Here is a 17,969-nt window from a genome sequence, read left to right on the forward strand (position 1 = left end):
GGCGGCAATTCCGGTAGACGGTAAACCGGCGCGACACTAGCAGACATGGGGGATTGGGGCAAATGAGTGGCGCACAAACGGTGATGTGAGCCGATTGATGGGTTTATTCGGCTCACCGAGTCTCAGCTTGTCTTCGTGGCGACCCAGCACTCCCCCTGCGCCGCTTTCAATTGGGCCTCGAAGACCAATAAACCCTGATGCATATTCTGCAATGCCACAATTTGCATGGCTAACGCTTGCTTCTTATTGGCGATGGCTTGGTCAGCCTTGTCCCAGGGAAGCGCATCACCCTCGTACCCCTGCAAAATCTCCTGTAATTCCTTGAGCTTGAACCCCAGCTGTTGCGCGCACTTTATAAACATCAGCCGCTCGACACTCTGCTCGGTATAAACGCGATAACCGCCCCGACGCGCAGGCGCTGGCATCAGCCCGATTGCCTCATAGTGACGAATCGCCTTGATGGTCGTGCCGGACAACTGCGCGGCTTTGCCGATGTACATGAAAACTCCCTTTTTCAAATAGTGCGCCGGCCTGTTTCAGCCACTTGGCCCGCTGCGTCAGCGAAGAGCCCAGCACCGGCCCCAACAGCAGCGTCTTGCTCGTCGCGATGCCGCACAGCGCCAGCATGGTGCGCCGCATTTGGTGGATGGCCGGCATGCGATAAACCCAGCGGTAATACCACGGCGGCGTGTCGAGGGTCACTAACAAGTGCGCGGTTCGGCCCTTTAGCAGCTTGTCTGGGAATGCCTTGCCTGCGCGGTACTTGAAGGCAAAGCCGGGGAGGAAAACGCGGTCGATAAAGCCCTTCATCAGTGCCGGGATACCGCCCCACCAGACAGGGAAAACCCAGGCCAGATGCTCGGCCCAAAGGATGTCGGCTTGGGCGCTGAGCAAGTCAGGTTCCAGCGCTTGAACCTGGGTGTAAGCATGATGAAGGATGGGGTCGAACCTGAGATCACCCAAGCGCAGGACGCGGACTTCGTGACCGGCCGTTTTAGCAGCGTGGATATAAGTGTGCGCGAGGGCGGAACAAAAGCTATCGGCGGACGGGTGGCCGAGAATGACCAGAATGCGCTGACTCATGGTGATAAGTTCTGAGAAAAGGGCATTCAGGGTAGGGGGTGCCGTATAGGGGAGAGTCAAGTGCCAGCAGGACCTTTCTGTGAGGTACGCAGGACCCTTCCTGAACTGTTCTCGAATGCTTGTGACGGTACTGTCGGCTGGCTAGCCTGCCGAAAACACCAGAGTAAAAAAGGCATGAGCGAAACTTCTATCGGGTTGATCGCGCCTCCTGAGGGCTACGGCGATTGGCTGACAGACCTCAAGGGCCGTATCCATCAGGCGCAACAGCGCGCATCAATTGCCGTTAATCGTGAGCTGGTGCTGCTCTACTGGCAGCTCGGTCACGATATTTTGGCGCGTCAGCACGCTCAAGGTTGGGGTAGTAAAGTGATCGACCGCCTTGCGCAAGATCTGCGGGCGGCCTTTCCTGACATCAAGGGTTTTTCGCCGCGCAATCTGAAATACATGCGTGCTTTTGCCGAGGCGTGGCCGGATTCGGAATTTGTGCAACAGGCTGCTGCACAATTGCCTTGGGGCCACAACGTGGTGCTGCTCGATAAGCTTCCCGGCCCCGAAACTCGTCGTTGGTACATCATCCAGGCCTTAAAACATAACTGGTCGCGCAACACACTGGTGATGCACATTGAAAATCGCCTGCTGGAGCGCAGTGGCAAGGCCGTCAGCAACTTCGAAAGCCATCTGCCCAAAGCGCAATCCGACCTGGCGCGCGAATCCCTCAAAGACCCGTACCGCTTTGATTTCCTCAGTCTGGGCCAGAATGCACAAGAGCGCGAAATCGAAAACGCCCTGATCAAGCATGTCACTGACTTCTTGTTGGAGTTGGGCGCAGGTTTTGCCTTCGTTGGCCGGCAAGTGCTGCTGAATGTAGGCGGCGATGAGTTCTTCATTGACCTGTTGTTCTATCACCTGAAGCTGCGTTGCTATGTGGTGATCGAACTCAAGGCAGGCAAGTTCAAGCCCGAGCATCTGGGCAAATTGAGCTTCTATCTTGCGGCGGTGGATGCCGAGATAAAGCACCCACAGGATGGCCCGACTATCGGCCTCTTGTTGTGCAAGGGTAAAAATGAAGTGGTGGCTGAATACGCACTGCGCGATAACAACCGGCCTATTGGTGTGGCGCAATATCAACTGATGGAGTCTTTGCCAGCCGAACTGCAATCGAGCTTGCCTAGCATCGAGCAAATCGAGCGAGAGTTGGCGGGGTAGGCTGGGTCTTTTCGGTGGCTGAAAAATGTAAGGAAAAATCTCACGCGTGAGCTATTGAGTACCTTGCGGATTGCCTGTAGATTTTCTCACGCGTGAGTTTTTCACAGCGAGGTCAGTACCATGAACAGCAGCTCTCCATCGAGCCCATCAACTGGGCCCGATACCGATTCAACAAGCCTCAAGGGAGAGCGCTTGAAGCCGTCCGCAAAAAAGCCGTCGAGCTTTTACATGAAGCAGATGCGTGCGGGGCTGGCGGCGGCCGGTTATGTGAAACACGAGACTTGGGTGCTTCCCGAAAACCGAAGCCTGCTCAAGCAAATGGAGAAACAGCTACGCCAACCGATCCTGGCTGGCTCATTCATGTCGGAGAATTTCATGAGCGCAGGTACTAACTGGAATATCGATCGTCTTTACAGTGCTCTTCAGGCGCTGGATGACGTGACGTCCAATGACATTACGCTTTCTCTCGTCCAAGGCTCCGAGTCCAGCATCAAGCTGGAAATGAACGACTTTGGTGGCTTGCCGATTTACATCGCGGTGGTGGGCGAGCAAATCATCGTGGATACCGTCCTGGTCGACGCCGAGTCCATCAACGACGTGCCGGCCTTCAATGACGCCGTGCTGCGCAGCCGGGAGATGTTCCCGTTGTCGTCGATCGGTATCGAGTCCATGCCGAACGGGCAGGTGGTTTACAACATGTTCGGTGCGCTCAGCTCCGACTCCAGCCTGACCAACATCGTGACCGAGGTGAAAACCCTGGTTGATAACGTGCAGCGCGCCAGCGAAGCCTTCGAACGTTTCTTCATTTAATTATTCGGGAAAACCCAATGACTCAGTCCATCTGGAGCAAATTGTTCACCGCGTTGCGTGGCGGTGCCAGCGAAGTCGGCGAATCGATCGTCGACCAACAGGCCCTGCGCATCCTTGACCAGGAAATTCGCGATGCAGACAGCGCCTTGGCCAACGCCAAGCGTGAGCTGGTGAGCATCATGGCCAAGCACAAACTGGCGGCTGATCGTGTTGGCGAGTACGACGCCAAGATCAAAGACCTGGAATCCAAGGCGATGGCCGCAATCCAGGCCAACCGTGAAGACCTCGCCCTGGAAGTGGCCGAAGCCATTTCGACCCTGACCAACGAGCGGGACGTGGAGCAAAAGCAGACCACCGAGTTCGGTGGGTACGCTGAGAGCATGCGCAAAGACATCACCAAGGCCGAAAGCCGCATCAAAAGCCTGCGCCAGCAAGTGGACATGGCCAAGGCTCGCGACAGCGTGCAAAAGGCCCAGGTCAGTGCCTCCATTGCCAGCGGCGGTGCCAACGGCAAGCTGGAAACCGCCGTCGGTACGCTCAATCGCTTGCAGGCCAAACAGCAACAACGCGCCGCTGAGCTGCAAGCCCAGGATGAGCTGGCTGAAGCGTCGACGGGGACAGACCTGGAACGCAAACTGCGTGATGCCGGCATCACGCCGAACGAAGGCAGTGCCAATGCGATTCTGGAGCGTCTGAAGCAAAAGTCGGCTGAGTAATCAACGTAGGTCAGTTAAGCCTGCAACTCTGTGGGGAGGGAGCAAGCTCCCTCGCCACAGTCGCAGTGCTCTTCTTTTGTATGTTGAGGTCAGGATGAACGCCTTGAAGGGTTTCAAGACAATCGCAGGCCTGGCCCTCTTCATGGTCGCGCTGCAACTGCTCAATGTGGCGACCGGTTACAGCCTCATGGCATTCGGGCTGATCCCTAGAACGGTGCAGGGTCTGTTCGGCATACTCTCCTCGCCGTTTTTGCACGCCTCCTTCGCTCACCTGAGCGCCAACCTGATTGCCTTTTTGGTCTTGGGCTCTCTGGTCATCATCGAAGGGGTCAACCGGTTCATCGCCGTCAGTGCCATCGTCATTCTGCTGGGCGGCTTGTTGGTCTGGCTGTTCGGTTTTTCAGGCGTACACGTCGGCGCCAGCGGCTGGGTGTTCGGGCTATGGGCCTATCTGCTGTCTCGCGCCTGGTTTCACAGAAGCTGGGGCAACCTGCTAACAGCCGCTGTTGTGGCTTTGCTGTATGGCGGACTGGTCGTGGGCTTCCTTCCGCGGCAGGGCGTTTCCTTCGAAGGGCATCTGTTTGGTGCGCTCGCCGGATTTATTGCAGCCAAGGTACTTCTATCCACGCCGCGCAGCGGGTTTAATGCCGGGTGAACGCACTTGAGCATCCAGACGTCGAGGCGATGCTGTCGTCAGGATTCAAGTACCCAGGGAGCCAGGGGCTAAATGTCGATTTTCCTACTGCTACGCATGTACGCCTCGTCCCTCTTTCATCGCTTCGGTTGGGCAGGCCTGATCGTTGCCTTGGGTGTCCACCTGAGCACCGCTTACCTGGGCCTGGTGTTGCTGGGCGAACAACACCTCACCGCTGCCGCCACGTTTATCTACTTCTATCTCACCACCACACTCACCGTCGGCTATGGCGACCTCGCGCCGCAGACGTCTGCTGGGCGAATTTTCGTGGCGGCCTGGGTCATGCTCGGGGGCATTGCGCTGCTCACGGCAGCCATCGGCAAAACCACCAGCAGTGTTATCGATGCATGGAGAAAGGGCATGAAGGGCAAAGGTGATTTCACCGGCAAGGTCGGCCATACCGTGCTGATCGGCTGGGAGGGCGCGTCCAGCGAGCGGGTGATTGAGTTGTTGCTGCAAGACGAAACCTCGAACGACAACCTGATCGTGATCTGCGATTGCAGCCTTGAAGAAAATCCGATGCCGGGCAAAGCAGCGTTCATCCGCGGCGAAAGCCTGTCTTCCACCGCACTGTTGCTGCGTGCCGGTGTGCCCGGTGCCGAGCGTGTGCTGGTGCGGACCCCGTCTGATGACCTGACGCTGGCCACCGTGCTGGCGGTGAATCAACTGAGCCCCGTCGGGCATGTGGTCGCCCACTTCAACGAAAGTGAAATCGCTGCACTGGCCAGCTCCTACGCCCCGCGCCTGGAATGCACGTCCAGCATGGCGATCGAAATGCTGGTGCGCGCCTCTCAGGATCCGGGCTCGTCGGTGGTCATCAATGAGTTGCTGTGCGTGGGGCAGGGCGCCACCCAGTACCTGATGAAATTGCCCGACGCCTTTGAGGCAACGTTCGGCGAGCTGTACACGCAGATGAAGGAGCGCCACAACGCCACCCTCATTGGCTATCGCGCCAAAGGTGTTCAGCAGCCGTCGATCAACCCGCCCAGTGCCACAGCGGTCAAAGGCGGCGAACTCTTCTACATCGCTTCCACTCGCCTTAAGGAAATCTTTCATGGGATGGCTTAAACAGTTGATGGGGCTTGAGGCCCCAAAAGCCACTACCGACTCGAGCCGAACCGCCAGCCCAAGCCTGCCCGCCACCGGCCCTTTGGGCCTGGCGCCGGGCAAGGGCGTGATGTTTGACACGACTCTGAAATTGCTGCTCGATGAAAAAACCAACGTGGTGATCCCCGGCTCCCAGGAAATCTGGAGCAACGGCACCATCGACCTCGGCCAGTCCACCTGGCTGTCGCGCTATTACATGAACGACGAAGATTATTGGTTGCAGGTGCACACCACCGGCCAGATAGCGGGCCAGGTCGAGTCAGTGATTCTGTTCAACTACCTGAGTTACGTCACCATCAGCAGTGAAGCGGAACTGAGCAGGCTTGCGGGCCCACAAAGCCTGATCGGTCTGCCGACCTACACCCACGACGGCGTCGAGTTCTTCCGGGAGTGGGGCAGCGAAGATGGCCAGACTGAATTGGTGGCGATGAGCGAACAGGTCATCAGCCCAGAAGCCACCTACAGCATCGAGCACCGTTCGATGCTATACGCCCGCGACACCGGCTTGACCGACCGCCGAGAGTTCCTGCTGTTCTCCGTCGAAGAAGATGCCGAAGGCACCATCAGCCTGAGCACATCCCTAGGCATTTCGCTGTACACCACCGACCTGACTACGCTCTAAAAAAAGGAAGCCGTCCATGCTAGAAGCACTCTCCATCTCCCTCAACAAAGCTGCGGTGCTCGGCTTTGTCCTCTACATCCTGGGGGCTGCGGTACTGTTCGCGCTGTTCCAGTTCATCTACACCCGCATCACCCCGCACAAGGAGTTCGAACTGATCCGTGCGGGCAACACCTCCGCAGCGGTCGCCCTGGGCGGTGCCATCGTCGGTTTCGCCATTCCGGCCAGCAATGTGATTGCCTACTCGATCAACGTTCTCGACTTCATCGTCTGGGCCGTGATCGCCGCCGTCGTCCAACTGCTGGCGTTCCTGCTGACCAGCCTGGTGCTCAAGGGCACGTCCGAGCGCATCAAGAAGGGCGAACTGGCGGCCGGTATCTACGTGGCCGCGGTGGCCATCAGCGTCGGCATGCTGAATGCCGCGTGCATGACGCCCACCTCGAACTGATTGCCCACGGAGCTCCCGATGAAACGAAGCAAGTACGTCCAGCTGTCGCTGGCAGCGTCGGTCGCCATGGCGATATCCGGCTGTGGCCCAACGGAAAAAACCTACGACCTGCAAAAGAAGTACAACTTCCAATCGGTACAGCAATGCGCCGATGAGAAACTTCCGGTAGACGTCTGCTCGGACGCCTACATGACGGCCATGGCCGAGCATCGCCGCATTGCGCCGGTGTATGACAGCCAGGCCGATTGCGACGCCGACTTTGTCGCTGACTGGTGCCAGCAAGACTCCACCGGCAAATTCATCCCGCGCTTGGGCGGTTTCGAACTGACCGCCGAAGGCCAGGTGACCCAATCCCAAGTCGACGCTGCCAATGCGCAAGCGGCCAACGCTCAGGCCAGCGGCGGCTCAGGCTTCTCCACCAGCAGCCTGCTGACCGGCTTGCTGATCGGCAACATGCTGAGCAACAACCGCAACAGCTACCGTTCCGAGCCGGTGTACCGCTACCGCGATGATCGCGGCAACTACGGTAACTCGACGCTCAACCAACGCGTGTCCAATGGCGCGACCTTTGGCCGTTCCAACCAAGCCCGCTACGGCAGCAGCAATTACACCAGCACGCTGCGATCTTCACCTAAGTCGAGCTCGGTTTCATCGGCCACCTCCCGCGGCGGCTTCGGCAGCAAAGCCAGCGCACGCAGCGGCTGGGGCGGCGGGTCGAGCAGCTAAGGAAACCGGCCATGAAGAAGATCCAATGCGCAGAGCGTCATGACTGGAAACACACCGCCGAGAGCCTCGGCTTCCTGTTCCATACCATCGACGGCGAACCCTACTGGGACGAAAGCGCGTACTACCAGTTCACGCTCAAGCAAATCGAGCGCGACCTCGAAGACCCGACCACCGAGCTCCATGACATGTGCATGGACCTCGTCGCCCGCGTGGTCCACAGCGAAGAACTGCTTGAACGCCTGAGCATCCCCGCGCCTTTCTACGACATGATCCGAACCTCATGGCTCGAAGGCCACCCGCACCTTTACGGGCGCATGGACTTCTCCTACAACGGCAGCGGGCCCGCCAAGTTGCTGGAGCTCAACTACGACACCCCCACCAGCCTCTACGAAGCAGCCGCGTTTCAGTGGGGCTGGCTGGAACAATGCATCGAACGCGGCCTGCTGCCCAAGCACGCCGACCAGTTCAATAGCATCGACACCAAACTGCACCAGGCCTTCGCCCAACTGCAGGTCAACCAGCCGTTCTACTTCGCCTCGATGAAAGACTCGATCGAAGACAAAGGCACCACCGACTACCTGCGCCTGGTCGCTGAAAAGGTCGGCATCGAATCGCGCCACATCGACATCGAAGACATCGGCTTGAACAGCGAAGGCCGCTTCGTCGACCTTGAAGATCGCTGGATTCCCCACCTGTTCAAACTGCACGCCTGGGAGTTCATCTTCCACGAACCCTTTGGTGCCGCGATTGCCCAGAGCGACACACAGTTCTTCGAGCCCGCGTGGAAATCCATTATTTCCAACAAAGGCATCCTGCCGCTGCTGTGGGAATTCAACAAAGGCCACCCCAACCTGCTCGCGTCCCACCTGGACACCGACCCAGGCAAAGCCGTGCCAAAAGGCTGGGTGCGCAAGCCGTTCTTCTCCCGTGAAGGCGCCAACATCGAACTGCAAACCGCCGAAGGCCTGACCGTAAAAGAAGACGGCCCCTACACGGATGCGCCCTTCATCCTTCAAGAGTTCGCACCGCTGCCAAAATTTGGTGACAGCTACACGCTGATCGGCTCTTGGGTCATTGGCGACCAGGCCGCCGGCATCGGTGTGCGCGAGGACAATAGCTTGATCACCAAGGATTCAAGCCGGTTTCTGCCGCACTTGATCCTGGATTAGGGACGTCTGACGGGTTCGTTCCCACGCTCCGCGTGGTAACGCATCCAGTGACGCTCCGCGTCACCCGCACGCCTCTCAATCTACACCCATAAAAAAGCCTGCCTTTTCAGGCAGGCTCAATACGGAGCATGGCAGTCTTAGCTCTGGCGAGCAGACAGGGCCGAGTAGCTGTTCATCAAATTGCGGTAGTTAGGAATCCGCTGGGACAACAAATTCCCCAGCCCTTCGATGTCGTTGCGCCAGTCGCGGTGCAACTCACACGCCACCGAGAACCAGTTCATCAACTGCGCGCCGGCCTGCGTCATCCGGCTCCACGCCGCTTGCTGCACGGTGGTATTGAACGTGCCCGATGCATCCGTCACCACAAACACCTCAAAACCTTCTGCCAGCGCCGACAAGGTCGGGAACGCCACACACACATCCGTCACCACACCGGCAATGATGATCTGCTTACGCCCGGTGGCCTTGATTGCCTTGACGAAATCCTCGTTGTCCCAGGCGTTGATCTGACCAGGGCGAGCGATATACGGCGCGTCCGGGAACATCTCCTTCAGCTCCGGCACCAGCGGGCCGTTAGGGCCTTGCTCGAAACTGGTGGTGAGGATGGTCGGCAAGTTGAAGAACTTGGCCAGGTCAGCCAGGGCCAGCACGTTGTTCTTGAACTCGTTGGGGGAGAAGTCCTGCACCAGGGAGATCAGGCCGGTCTGGTGATCGACCAGCAGAACAATGGCGTCGTCTTTGTTCAAGCGGTTGTAGGTTGCAGTGCTCATGGTTGAATCCTTTTTTGTTTAGGTTGGTTGGGCGTTGCGTTCAACATGGGCACAGATTAATGGGTAGGTGACGAGGGATAAATCGGGTGGAAGGAGTCTTACTGTCAACTTAAAGTGGACAATGGTTAAGGCGCGATTTCAGGCCTCAGGTCGCTGCGCAGAACAGGAATGAATTGTCTGCCTCAATGACATTGATTGAAGGGTGGCCAGCAGCTGTTGGGTAATTGAACTGTGTTTTACAGGCATTAAAAAGCCGGCTTGTGGCCGGCTTCTCGGGGACTGCCTCAGCTTGTTTTTGACAAGCCTCACCAGCCTTCAAATCGCTCAGCCCACATTGCGTCGGGCTGAATAGTAGGGCATCCGCGGGAACTCCTCCGCTTCGCCAGCAGGGAGTCAGCTAGAAGCGACCCCTGCCAAATGTGCGGCGCATGATACCCACATTCACTTCAGTTGCCCACCTCCGGTTCCGATTTAGAGCCTTCCCAGCCCAGCAGGTGTTCATCCAGTGGCACCGGTGGGCGGCGGTTGTTGAGGGTGGACCACCAGAATACCCAGCCGACGATCTTGAAGCTTTGCTCGAAGCGTTCCTCGTGGTTGAGGTATTCGTCCGGGTGTTCGCTGGCGTTGTGGCTGCGCAGGCGCAGGCCGCCGCCAGGGCGGTTGTAGAGGTATTTGATACGCAGCATGCCGTCGTGTTCGACGGCGTAGATTTCACCGTCGATGATTTGGGTACGGCCTCGGTCGATGGCGAGGGTGGCGCCTTGTTGGATGATGTCGATCATGCTGTTGTCGACCATGTAGGCGCCTATCGCACGGTCGGGGTTTACGTTGAGTGTTTCCAGGCTGTGCAGGGAGACGCGGATGCGTTCGGTTGAGGTGAAGGTGGGGTGGAGGGGGATCTCCACGTCGGTTTTTTCCGGGCGGCAGGCGGGGCCTGTGAGGTATTTGCCTGTGTCTTCGCGGGCGGTTGCAATCCTTGCGGTGGGGCCTTCCAACAGGTAGTTGGCGGGCGGGTGTTTGGGGCCTTTGCCGTCGCTTAACCAGCGACTTGAGACGCACAGCAACTCTGCGATCTCGTTGAGTCGGCCCATGGGGACCCCGCGTTTGAACCAGTTGTTCACGTGCTGAGGCGTGACGCCGCGGTTCTTGGCGAAGTCGGAGGCGGAAAGATGAACTTCCCGTAATAGCGCTTTTAAACGATCACCTGATGTATTCATAAACGCAGAGTTTACTGGCCGGAAAGTCTAATCAAATAAACCATGCGTTGATTTGCGGTTGTAGGATTTGGCTTAGTTGTGGCCGGATCTTTCAGGTGTGCAACTTAGTTAAACGCTGCAAATAAACATTGAACTTGATGTTTAATTCGGCCCATAAAAAAGCCCCGAATTAACGGGGCTTTTTAATTGCCGTGGCAATGAGGCGCGGGTATCAGCCTTTGTAGGCGGCAACCGACTTCATGATCTCGGCGCGGGCGGCGTCTGCGTTGCCCCAACCGTCGATCTTCACCCACTTGCCTTTTTCGAGGTCTTTGTAGTTCTCGAAGAAGTGCTTGATCTGTTCCAGCAACAGTGGCGGCAGGTCGGTGTATTCCTTCACGTCCACGTACAGCTGGGACAGCTTGTCGTGTGGCACTGCGATGACTTTGGCATCGCCGCCGCCGTCGTCGGTCATGTTCAGGATGCCGACTGGGCGTGCGCGGATAACCGAGCCTGGGGTGACCGGGTAAGGGGTCACGACCAGCACGTCGAGGGGGTCACCGTCGTCAGCCAGGGTGTTAGGGATAAAACCGTAGTTGGCCGGGTAGAACATCGGGGTGGCCATGAAACGGTCAACGAACAGGCAGTCGCTGTCTTTGTCGATTTCGTATTTGATCGGCGCGTGGTTGGCCGGAATTTCGATGGCGACGTAGATGTCGTTCGGCAGGTCTTTGCCAGCCGGAATCTTGCTGTAGCTCATTGGGCGTTGCCCCCGTTAGTTGGCCATATGACATGGCCGGATTGGCCTAAAAGTGGCGGCGATTATAGGCATATTCTGACGCCGATGCCATGCGCCAAGCGTCGTACGGTCATTCGCCCTGTGGCGCGTAGCGCAGGTCGCTGGCTTGCAGTTGAGTCAGGCGGGCCAGGGGATCCTGGCGATAAAAGCGGCTGAGTTGGGCGTACACCTGTGGATAACTGTTGACCAGTAAATCCGGGGCGCTGAAGAAATACTCGCTGGTGACGGCAAAGAACTCCGCCGGGTTTTCCGCAGCGTAAGGGTCTATCTCGGTCTCGGCGTCCGGGTTGGCGTCCAACTGGCGATTGAGGTCATCGAAGGCGCCTTGCATGACGCTGGCCCAATCCTGCACGCGCATGTCGTGGTGCAGCGGCGGCAGGCCGTTGGCGTCGCCGTTGAGCATGTCCAGCTTGTGCGCTAGTTCGTGGATGACCAGGTTGTAGCCTTCCCATTGGCCGCTGGCGAGCACGCCGGGCCAGGCGAGGATCACCGGGCCCTGTTGCCAAGCTTCGCCGCTGTGTTCGCCGTCCCACTCGTGTTCGACGCCGCTGGCATCGCGATGGCGTTGTGGGCTGAGGAAGTCGTCGGGGTACAGCACGATCTCATGAAAGCCTTGGTACCAGTCGAGGTCGCCCAGGTTCATCAGCGGCAGTTGCGCCTGGGCGGCGAGCAGCAGGCGTTGTTCCTGGTGCAGTTCGACGCCAGGCAGGGCGGTGAGGTGTTTTTCGCTGAGGAACACCACGCAGGCTTCGCGTAGCCACTGATCTTGCTCCGGCGTGATGCCGTCGAGGAAGGTCAGGTGGTGGCGCACCCGTTGCCAGATGTCATCGGCAATCGGGTGCTTGGCCAGCAGGCGCCGGCGACGCCAGGCGCTGAAGGACCACACGGGCAATCAGTGCGGGTTGGCTTCGGAGGACGTGCGGCCAAAGCGGCTGCGCACTACGCCAATAATCATCGGCACCAGGGACAGCAGAATGATGAACACCACCAGCAGCGACAGGTTCTTCTTGATAAAAGGCACGTTGCCGAAGAAGTAACCCAAGGTCACCAGGCCGCCGACCCACAGGATGGTGCCCAGTACGCTGAAGCCGAAGAAGCGTGGATACGGCATCTTGGCCACGCCCGCGACGAACGGCGCGAAGGTACGCAGGATCGGCAGGAAGCGCGCCAGCGTCACGGTCTTGCCGCCGTGCTTGTCGTAGAAGTCGTGGGTCTTTTGCAGGTAGTCGCGGCGGAAGATCTTGGAGTTCGGGTTGCTGAACAAGCGCTCGCCCGCCGTTCGTCCGATCACATAGTTGGTGCTGTCGCCGAGGATGGCCGCCAGCATCAGCAGGCCGGCCAGCAAGACTGGGTCCATACCGCCGCCGGCCGCTACGGCACCGGCGATAAACAGCAAGGAGTCGCCCGGCAGGAAGGGCATGACCACCAGGCCGGTTTCGCAAAAAATCACCAGGAACAGAATGGCGTAGATCCACGGACCGTAATTGGTTACCAGCATGTCGAGGTAAACGTCGAGATGCAGGATAAGGTCGAGCGGGTTGAAATCCATGGATGGCACCTGTGTGAATAGCCCGACTCAGCGGGCTTGTGCGGAAGCTCAGGCAATAAGGCTACAAGTAATTGTCGCGGTTCTTACAACCCTGAAAGGTCGGCATTATACGGATTGAGAGGTGAAAAGCGTGTGGCTTTTGTAGCGGGGAGTGTCGCGAAATTGTGAAGGGGTTGGGCTTCGCCTGAGTCGCCGGATCAAGTGTGGGAGCTGGCTTGCCTGCGATGGCCATTGGTATCTACACAACACTGTAACGCTCAACGGTAACCACGATGCGAAGCGAGTCGCTCTTGATCTTGCTCTTGATCTGCTTGTGATCTTAAGCGCCCCGTTAAACCACGCTGGCCGGAATTCGACAGGGATTTGGGGGGTAAACCGGCAGGGATGCCGGTTTAGCCGCCCCGCGCCATGGATGGCGCGTGGCGGCGGCCCCCCAAATCACTGGCGGATTACGGGCACACCGAGCCTGGGCGAGGTGCCGAGTGGTGGGGCAAGAGCCCTTTGGTTACTTTGGGGCTCTTTTCCAAAGTGACCCGCCGTCAGGGCGGAACCCTAGGTGGCCATTACCGCAGGAATGGATATGTACACAATCCAACTGTGTTGACTGCCAGGCCGTCTTCGCAGGCAAGCCAGCTCCCACATTTGGACAGGGTCGGCTGTCAGGCCGTCACAGGGTCAGGTAGATACCTATGCTGTGATAGCCGATACAGTATTGGCTGACCCTCCGCCATCGCAGGCAAGCCAGCTCCCACAAGGATATTGCGGTGTTTGGCTTACCGGTTTTCAGTCTTCGTTGATCGGCAACACGTAGTTTTTGAATTCGGTGTCTTCGCGAAACCCAATCGACTCATAGGTCTTCTGCGCCACGTCGTTATCGCTGCTGGTCGATACCCGCAACCTTACCGCGTGGGTGTCCTTGGCCATTTTCTTGGCCGTGCGCATCAGGTTGTCGGCCACCAGTTGCCGGCGCGCATCCTCGGCCACATAGATGTCGTTGAGGATCCATACCCGCTTGAGAGACAGTGAGGAAAAGCTCGGATAGAGCTGGCAAAACCCCAGCAGCCGCTTGTCATCATCGTCGGCCAGGGCCAGGTAGATCACCGACTCCTTGCGCCGCAGGCGCTTTTCCAAAAAGGCCCGTGACGAGTCCGGGAACGGCAGGGCCCCGTAGAACTCGCGGTATTTGACGAACAACGGGGTCAACAGGTCCAGGTGTTCCAGGGTCGCTTGAGTAATCCGCATGCCAGGCCTCAACTTCCAAATGGGGTATGACCACACGAGCGGCCGTGACTCGATGCTGCCTAATGACGCCAAAAAGCGCAATCTTGCCGCTATCGGTCATCGGGCGGGCTGAGCAGGAAATTGCCCTTCATCAGGTCCGGGTCGTCCGATTCGAGGGTCTGAACCTGTGCCTCATCCTTGAGATTAACCCCCGACAACTGCCGGCGACACGCCTCGCGCATCAAGTACAGCAGGCGATGGGCCGCCATGCCATAACTCAGGCCTTCCAGCCGCACGTTGGAGATGCAGTTGCGATAGGCATCGGTGAGGCCGACCTTGGGGTTGTAGGTGAAATACAGGCCCAGGCTGTCCGGCGAACTGAGCCCCGGCCGTTCGCCGATCAGGATCACCACCATCTTGGCGCCCAGTAGCTGCCCGATTTCATCGGCTACCGCCACGCGGCCTTGCTCTACCAGGATCACCGGTGACAAGGACCAGCCTTCGGCGTGGGTCTGTTCTTCCAGGCGCGCCAGAAACGGCGCTGTGTGCTTATGCACCGCCAATGCCGACAGGCCATCGGCTACTACGATGGCCAAGTCCACCCCGCCGGGCTGGGCCGAAGCGTAGTCGCGCAATGTTTGCGCCGACTCATCGCTCAAGCGTCGCCCCAGGTCCGGGCGTTGCAGGTACATGTGCCGGTCTGTGGCGGCGCTGTGCAGCAACAGGCTGTCTCGGCCACGTTCGGCCAATTGGCGGCTGAGGCCGGTGTGATCGAACGGCAAATGCACCGCGTCCCGCGCCTGGGCGTGGGCAAACTGGAAGTCCAGTTGGGCGCTGGTGGGAAGGCTGGTGCCGGTGCGGCCCAGGGCAATACGCGCCGGGGTGAGGCGGCGCAGTTCCAGCCACGGGTTGTCAGGCAATTCTGGCTGCACGGTCGGCTCCTTCATCCCAATTGCGCCAAGGCGTGACGAAAGGCCGGTGGCAAGCTATTGCCAAAATGCACCTTGCCATCAGCCTGCGTGAAGATGCCCATTTTCGCCAGCCACTGCTCGAACTCCGGCGCCGGTTTTAAACCCAATGTTTGCCGGGCGTACAGGGCGTCGTGAAACGAGGTGGTCTGGTAGTTGAGCATGATGTCGTCGGAGCCGGGGATGCCCATGATGAAGTTGATGCCGGCCACGCCGAGCAGGGTCAGCAGGGTGTCCATGTCGTCCTGGTCGGCTTCGGCGTGGTTGGTGTAGCAGATGTCGCAACCCATGGGCACGCCGAGCAGTTTGCCGCAGAAGTGGTCTTCAAGGCCGGCGCGGATAATCTGCTTGCCGTTGTACAGGTACTCCGGGCCGATAAAGCCGACCACGGTGTTCACCAGAAACGGCTTGAAGTGCCGGGCCACGGCGTAGGCACGGGTTTCACAGGTTTGCTGATCGACGCCAAAGTGCGCATTGGCCGACAAAGCGCTGCCCTGGCCGGTTTCGAAGTACATCAGATTCTGGCCCAGGGTGCCGCGCTTGAGGCTCAAGCCCGCGTCATAACCTTCCTGCAGCACGTTCAGGTTGATCCCGAAACTGGCATTGGCCGCTTCGGTACCGGCAATCGACTGAAACACCAGGTCCAGCGGTACGCCGCGGTTGATCGCTTCGATGGAGGTGGTGACGTGGGTCAGCACACAGGCCTGGGTGGGGATGTCGTAGCGCTGGATGATCGCGTCCAGCATCTCGAGCATGGCGCAGATCGAGGCGATGCTGTCGGTGGCCGGGTTGATGCCGATCATGGCGTCGCCGTTGCCGTACAGCAGCCCGTCGAGAATGCTCGCGGCGATGCCGGCCGGTTCGTCGGTGGGGTGGTTGGGCTGCAAGCGCGTGGACAAGCGCCCGCGCAGGCCCAGGGTGCCGCGAAACTGGGTGACCACGCGGATCTTCTGCGCCACCAGCACCAGGTCTTGCACGCGCATGATCTTGGACACGGCCGCGGCCATTTCCGGTGTCAGCCCTGGCGCCAATGCGCGTAGGGCCTGTTCATCGGCCGCATCGCTGAGCAGCCAGTCGCGCAGGCCGCCGACAGTGAGGTGGCTGACCGCTGCAAACGCCTGTTTATCGTGGGTGTCGATGATCAGCCGGGTGACTTCATCGCTTTCATAAGGAATCAATGCTTCCTGCAGGAAGTGCTTGAGCGGGATATTTGCCAGCGCCATCTGCGCCGCCACACGTTCGCCGTCATTCTGCGCGGCGACACCGGCGAGGAAGTCCCCGGAGCGTGCCGGGCTGGCCTTGGCCATCACGCCCTTGAGGCTGTCGAAGCGGTAGGTTTGAGCACCCACCGCGTGGGAAAAGCTTGCCATACAGTGTCTCCTTGATGACGCGCGCCTGCTGTGGGCAAGGCGCCGCGTCGAGGTTTTCGGCAGTTAGTGCAGGGCGGCCTCTGCGGCCTGGATCGCCGCGAATTCCTCTTCCGGCGTGCCTGCTACCAAGTGATGCCGGCTGTAGAAAGCAAAGTAAGCAATTAATACTCCATAGATGATCGCCGCGCCAATCACCACGCGCGGGTCCACCAGAAAGCCCGCCACCACGGCCACGCAAGCCAGCACCAGTGCCACGCCTGAGGTGAAGATGCCACCGGGTGTGCGGTATGGCCGCTCCATTTTAGGGCGACGGATGCGCAGGGTGATGTGGGCGGCCATCATCAACACGTAGGAAATCGTGGCGCCAAACACCGCCACCAGGATCAGCAAGTCACCCTGGCCGGTCAGCGACAGGCCAAAGCCGATAATCCCGGGGATTACCAGTGCCAATACTGGCGCCTTGCTCTTGTTGGTCTCGGACAATTTGCGCGGCAGGTAACCGGCACGGGACAAGGCAAAGATCTGCCGCGAATAGGCGTAGATGATCGAGAAAAAGCTCGCGATCAAACCGGCCAGGCCGACCAGGTTGACGAAGCTGCCCATCCAGGTGGAACCGCCGTAGGACAACGCCAAGGCTTCAACCAGCGGGTTGCCGGATTTGATCAGCGCATAAGTGCCCGCACCGCCCGGCGCGATCACCAGGATCAACAGGGCAAAACTGGTCAGCACCACAATCGCGCCGATCAGCCCGCGCGGCAGGTCGCGCTTGGGGTTCTTGGTTTCTTCAGCGGCCAGCGGCACGCCTTCCACCGCCAGGAAAAACCAGATGGCATAAGGGATCGCGGCCCACACGCCGACGTAGCCGAACGGCAGGAAGCTGCTGGCGCCCTTGGCCTCGGTCACGGGTATATCCAGCAGGTTGGCGACGTTGAAGTGCGGCACCATCGACACCAGGAACACGCCCAGGGCAATCGCGGCGACAGCGGTGATCACGAACATCAGCTTCAAGGCTTCGCCCACACCAAAGATGTGGATGCCGATAAAGATGATGTAGAACGCCAGGTAGATCATCCAGCCACCAATGCCGAACAACGACTCGCAATAGGCGCCGATAAACACCGCGATGGCGGCGGGCGCGATGGCGTATTCGATAAGGATGGCAGTACCGGTGAGGAACCCGCCCCAAGGGCCAAAAGCGCTGCGGGCAAAACCATAGCCACCGCCAGCAGTGGGGATCATGGACGACAACTCGGCCAGGGAAAAGCACATGCACAGGTACATGGTGGCCATCAGCAAGGTGGCGAGGAACATGCCACCCCAGCCGCCCTGGGCCAGGCCGAAGTTCCAGCCGGCGTAATCGCCGGAAATAACATAAGCGACGCCAAGGCCAACCAGTAGTACCCAGCCGGCGGCGCCTTTTTTCAGTTCGCGTTGTTGAAAATAATCGGTACCGACTTTTTCGAAGTCGACAGAAGAACCAGTGGGTTCGCTAGGCATGGGAAGTACCTTCCATTCTTA

20 protein-coding genes are annotated in these 17,969 nt (G+C 59.0%); 9 read left to right on the forward strand and 11 right to left on the reverse strand.

Features of this window, described 5'->3' with window-relative positions; genetic code table 11:
* Positions 1 to 122: 122 nt before the first annotated feature.
* Positions 123 to 500: a MerR family transcriptional regulator gene (locus JMV15_RS16460; RefSeq protein ID WP_081339090.1), complete on the reverse strand. Its 378-nt coding sequence runs from the start codon at positions 498 to 500 to the stop codon at positions 123 to 125.
* Positions 439 to 1,083 (reverse strand): NAD(P)H-dependent oxidoreductase, encoded by a 645-nt coding sequence (locus JMV15_RS16465; protein WP_038451656.1) that lies wholly within the window; start codon positions 1,081 to 1,083, stop codon positions 439 to 441. Before JMV15_RS16465 ends, JMV15_RS16460 begins: the two co-directional genes overlap by 62 nt.
* Positions 1,084 to 1,257: 174 nt before the next feature.
* Between JMV15_RS16465 and JMV15_RS16470 the strand changes: the two genes are divergently transcribed.
* The 9 genes from JMV15_RS16470 (at position 1,258) to JMV15_RS16510 (ending at position 8,578) form a co-directional block, all read left to right on the forward strand.
* Positions 1,258 to 2,289 carry a PDDEXK nuclease domain-containing protein gene (locus JMV15_RS16470; protein ID WP_038451653.1) on the forward strand — a complete coding sequence of 344 codons (1,032 nt, stop codon included), beginning with the start codon at positions 1,258 to 1,260 and terminating at the stop codon, positions 2,287 to 2,289.
* 228 nt (positions 2,290 to 2,517) lie between these two features.
* Positions 2,518 to 3,099 carry a YjfI family protein gene (locus JMV15_RS16475; protein WP_019818839.1) on the forward strand — a complete coding sequence of 194 codons (582 nt, stop codon included), beginning with the start codon at positions 2,518 to 2,520 and terminating at the stop codon, positions 3,097 to 3,099.
* A 17-nt stretch (positions 3,100 to 3,116) separates the two neighbouring features.
* Positions 3,117 to 3,815 (forward strand): PspA/IM30 family protein, encoded by a 699-nt coding sequence (locus JMV15_RS16480; RefSeq protein ID WP_014720114.1) that lies wholly within the window; start codon positions 3,117 to 3,119, stop codon positions 3,813 to 3,815.
* Positions 3,816 to 3,909: 94 nt separating this feature from the next.
* On the forward strand, positions 3,910 to 4,470 hold the full coding sequence (locus JMV15_RS16485; protein ID WP_038451651.1) for a rhomboid family intramembrane serine protease: 561 nt from the start codon (positions 3,910 to 3,912) through the stop codon (positions 4,468 to 4,470).
* A gap of 72 nt (positions 4,471 to 4,542) precedes the next feature.
* Positions 4,543 to 5,577, forward strand: a complete 1,035-nt coding sequence (locus tag JMV15_RS16490) for an ion channel (RefSeq protein WP_019818834.1) — start codon at positions 4,543 to 4,545, stop codon at positions 5,575 to 5,577.
* Positions 5,564 to 6,238: a DUF2491 family protein gene (locus JMV15_RS16495; protein WP_014720112.1), complete on the forward strand. Its 675-nt coding sequence runs from the start codon at positions 5,564 to 5,566 to the stop codon at positions 6,236 to 6,238. Before JMV15_RS16490 ends, JMV15_RS16495 begins: the two co-directional genes overlap by 14 nt.
* Positions 6,239 to 6,254: 16 nt before the next feature.
* Positions 6,255 to 6,683, forward strand: a complete 429-nt coding sequence (locus tag JMV15_RS16500; protein WP_003194539.1) for a DUF350 domain-containing protein — start codon at positions 6,255 to 6,257, stop codon at positions 6,681 to 6,683.
* Between the two features lie 18 nt (positions 6,684 to 6,701).
* Positions 6,702 to 7,409, forward strand: a complete 708-nt coding sequence (locus JMV15_RS16505) for a DUF1190 domain-containing protein (protein ID WP_014720111.1) — start codon at positions 6,702 to 6,704, stop codon at positions 7,407 to 7,409.
* Positions 7,410 to 7,420: 11 nt separating this feature from the next.
* Positions 7,421 to 8,578 (forward strand): glutathionylspermidine synthase family protein, encoded by a 1,158-nt coding sequence (locus JMV15_RS16510; protein WP_014720110.1) that lies wholly within the window; start codon positions 7,421 to 7,423, stop codon positions 8,576 to 8,578.
* Positions 8,579 to 8,715: 137 nt separating this feature from the next.
* Here the strand turns inward: JMV15_RS16510 and ycaC are convergent, their stop codons facing one another.
* From ycaC to eat, 9 genes are all read right to left on the reverse strand, one after another.
* Positions 8,716 to 9,348 (reverse strand): isochorismate family cysteine hydrolase YcaC, encoded by a 633-nt coding sequence (ycaC, locus tag JMV15_RS16515; protein ID WP_014720109.1) that lies wholly within the window; start codon positions 9,346 to 9,348, stop codon positions 8,716 to 8,718.
* Between the two features lie 446 nt (positions 9,349 to 9,794).
* On the reverse strand, positions 9,795 to 10,565 hold the full coding sequence (locus JMV15_RS16520; RefSeq protein WP_014720107.1) for a LexA family transcriptional regulator: 771 nt from the start codon (positions 10,563 to 10,565) through the stop codon (positions 9,795 to 9,797).
* A gap of 211 nt (positions 10,566 to 10,776) precedes the next feature.
* Positions 10,777 to 11,304, reverse strand: coding sequence for an inorganic diphosphatase (gene ppa / locus JMV15_RS16525; protein WP_003176323.1), 528 nt, complete (start codon positions 11,302 to 11,304; stop codon positions 10,777 to 10,779).
* A 109-nt stretch (positions 11,305 to 11,413) separates the two neighbouring features.
* Positions 11,414 to 12,229 (reverse strand): M90 family metallopeptidase, encoded by an 816-nt coding sequence (locus JMV15_RS16530; RefSeq protein WP_014720106.1) that lies wholly within the window; start codon positions 12,227 to 12,229, stop codon positions 11,414 to 11,416.
* A 6-nt stretch (positions 12,230 to 12,235) separates the two neighbouring features.
* Complete coding sequence (locus JMV15_RS16535) at positions 12,236 to 12,892, reverse strand: DedA family protein (RefSeq protein ID WP_003194521.1); 657 nt, start codon at positions 12,890 to 12,892, stop codon at positions 12,236 to 12,238.
* 783 nt (positions 12,893 to 13,675) lie between these two features.
* Entirely contained in the window at positions 13,676 to 14,134 is a 459-nt protein-coding gene (locus JMV15_RS16540) for a GNAT family N-acetyltransferase (RefSeq protein WP_014720105.1), read from the reverse strand.
* 89 nt (positions 14,135 to 14,223) lie between these two features.
* Complete coding sequence (gene eutC, locus JMV15_RS16545; protein WP_019818775.1) at positions 14,224 to 15,060, reverse strand: ethanolamine ammonia-lyase subunit EutC; 837 nt, start codon at positions 15,058 to 15,060, stop codon at positions 14,224 to 14,226.
* Positions 15,057 to 16,451 (reverse strand): ethanolamine ammonia-lyase subunit EutB, encoded by a 1,395-nt coding sequence (locus JMV15_RS16550; protein ID WP_201491790.1) that lies wholly within the window; start codon positions 16,449 to 16,451, stop codon positions 15,057 to 15,059. Before JMV15_RS16550 ends, eutC begins: the two co-directional genes overlap by 4 nt.
* Positions 16,452 to 16,514: 63 nt before the next feature.
* On the reverse strand, positions 16,515 to 17,948 hold the full coding sequence (gene eat, locus JMV15_RS16555; protein ID WP_003194515.1) for an ethanolamine permease: 1,434 nt from the start codon (positions 17,946 to 17,948) through the stop codon (positions 16,515 to 16,517).
* Between the last annotated feature and the right edge of the window lie 21 nt (positions 17,949 to 17,969).

The sequence above is a fragment of the Pseudomonas paracarnis genome (assembly GCF_904063055.1).
In the GTDB taxonomy this organism is placed as follows: Bacteria; Pseudomonadota; Gammaproteobacteria; order Pseudomonadales; family Pseudomonadaceae; genus Aquipseudomonas; species Aquipseudomonas paracarnis.

Coding starts and splice junctions, on each gene's coding strand:
- JMV15_RS16460 (WP_081339090.1), bottom strand. CDS start 500: ATGTACATCGGCAAAGCCGCGCAGTTGTCCGGCACGACCATCAAGGCG.
- JMV15_RS16465 (WP_038451656.1), bottom strand. CDS start 1,083: ATGAGTCAGCGCATTCTGGTCATTCTCGGCCACCCGTCCGCCGATAGC.
- JMV15_RS16470 (WP_038451653.1), top strand. CDS start 1,258: ATGAGCGAAACTTCTATCGGGTTGATCGCGCCTCCTGAGGGCTACGGC.
- JMV15_RS16475 (WP_019818839.1), top strand. CDS start 2,518: ATGAAGCAGATGCGTGCGGGGCTGGCGGCGGCCGGTTATGTGAAACAC.
- JMV15_RS16480 (WP_014720114.1), top strand. CDS start 3,117: ATGACTCAGTCCATCTGGAGCAAATTGTTCACCGCGTTGCGTGGCGGT.
- JMV15_RS16485 (WP_038451651.1), top strand. CDS start 3,910: ATGAACGCCTTGAAGGGTTTCAAGACAATCGCAGGCCTGGCCCTCTTC.
- JMV15_RS16490 (WP_019818834.1), top strand. CDS start 4,543: ATGTCGATTTTCCTACTGCTACGCATGTACGCCTCGTCCCTCTTTCAT.
- JMV15_RS16495 (WP_014720112.1), top strand. CDS start 5,564: ATGGGATGGCTTAAACAGTTGATGGGGCTTGAGGCCCCAAAAGCCACT.
- JMV15_RS16500 (WP_003194539.1), top strand. CDS start 6,255: ATGCTAGAAGCACTCTCCATCTCCCTCAACAAAGCTGCGGTGCTCGGC.
- JMV15_RS16505 (WP_014720111.1), top strand. CDS start 6,702: ATGAAACGAAGCAAGTACGTCCAGCTGTCGCTGGCAGCGTCGGTCGCC.
- JMV15_RS16510 (WP_014720110.1), top strand. CDS start 7,421: ATGAAGAAGATCCAATGCGCAGAGCGTCATGACTGGAAACACACCGCC.
- ycaC (WP_014720109.1), bottom strand. CDS start 9,348: ATGAGCACTGCAACCTACAACCGCTTGAACAAAGACGACGCCATTGTT.
- JMV15_RS16520 (WP_014720107.1), bottom strand. CDS start 10,565: ATGAATACATCAGGTGATCGTTTAAAAGCGCTATTACGGGAAGTTCAT.
- ppa (WP_003176323.1), bottom strand. CDS start 11,304: ATGAGCTACAGCAAGATTCCGGCTGGCAAAGACCTGCCGAACGACATC.
- JMV15_RS16535 (WP_003194521.1), bottom strand. CDS start 12,892: ATGGATTTCAACCCGCTCGACCTTATCCTGCATCTCGACGTTTACCTC.
- JMV15_RS16540 (WP_014720105.1), bottom strand. CDS start 14,134: ATGCGGATTACTCAAGCGACCCTGGAACACCTGGACCTGTTGACCCCG.
- eutC (WP_019818775.1), bottom strand. CDS start 15,060: ATGAAGGAGCCGACCGTGCAGCCAGAATTGCCTGACAACCCGTGGCTG.
- JMV15_RS16550 (WP_201491790.1), bottom strand. CDS start 16,451: ATGGCAAGCTTTTCCCACGCGGTGGGTGCTCAAACCTACCGCTTCGAC.
- eat (WP_003194515.1), bottom strand. CDS start 17,948: ATGCCTAGCGAACCCACTGGTTCTTCTGTCGACTTCGAAAAAGTCGGT.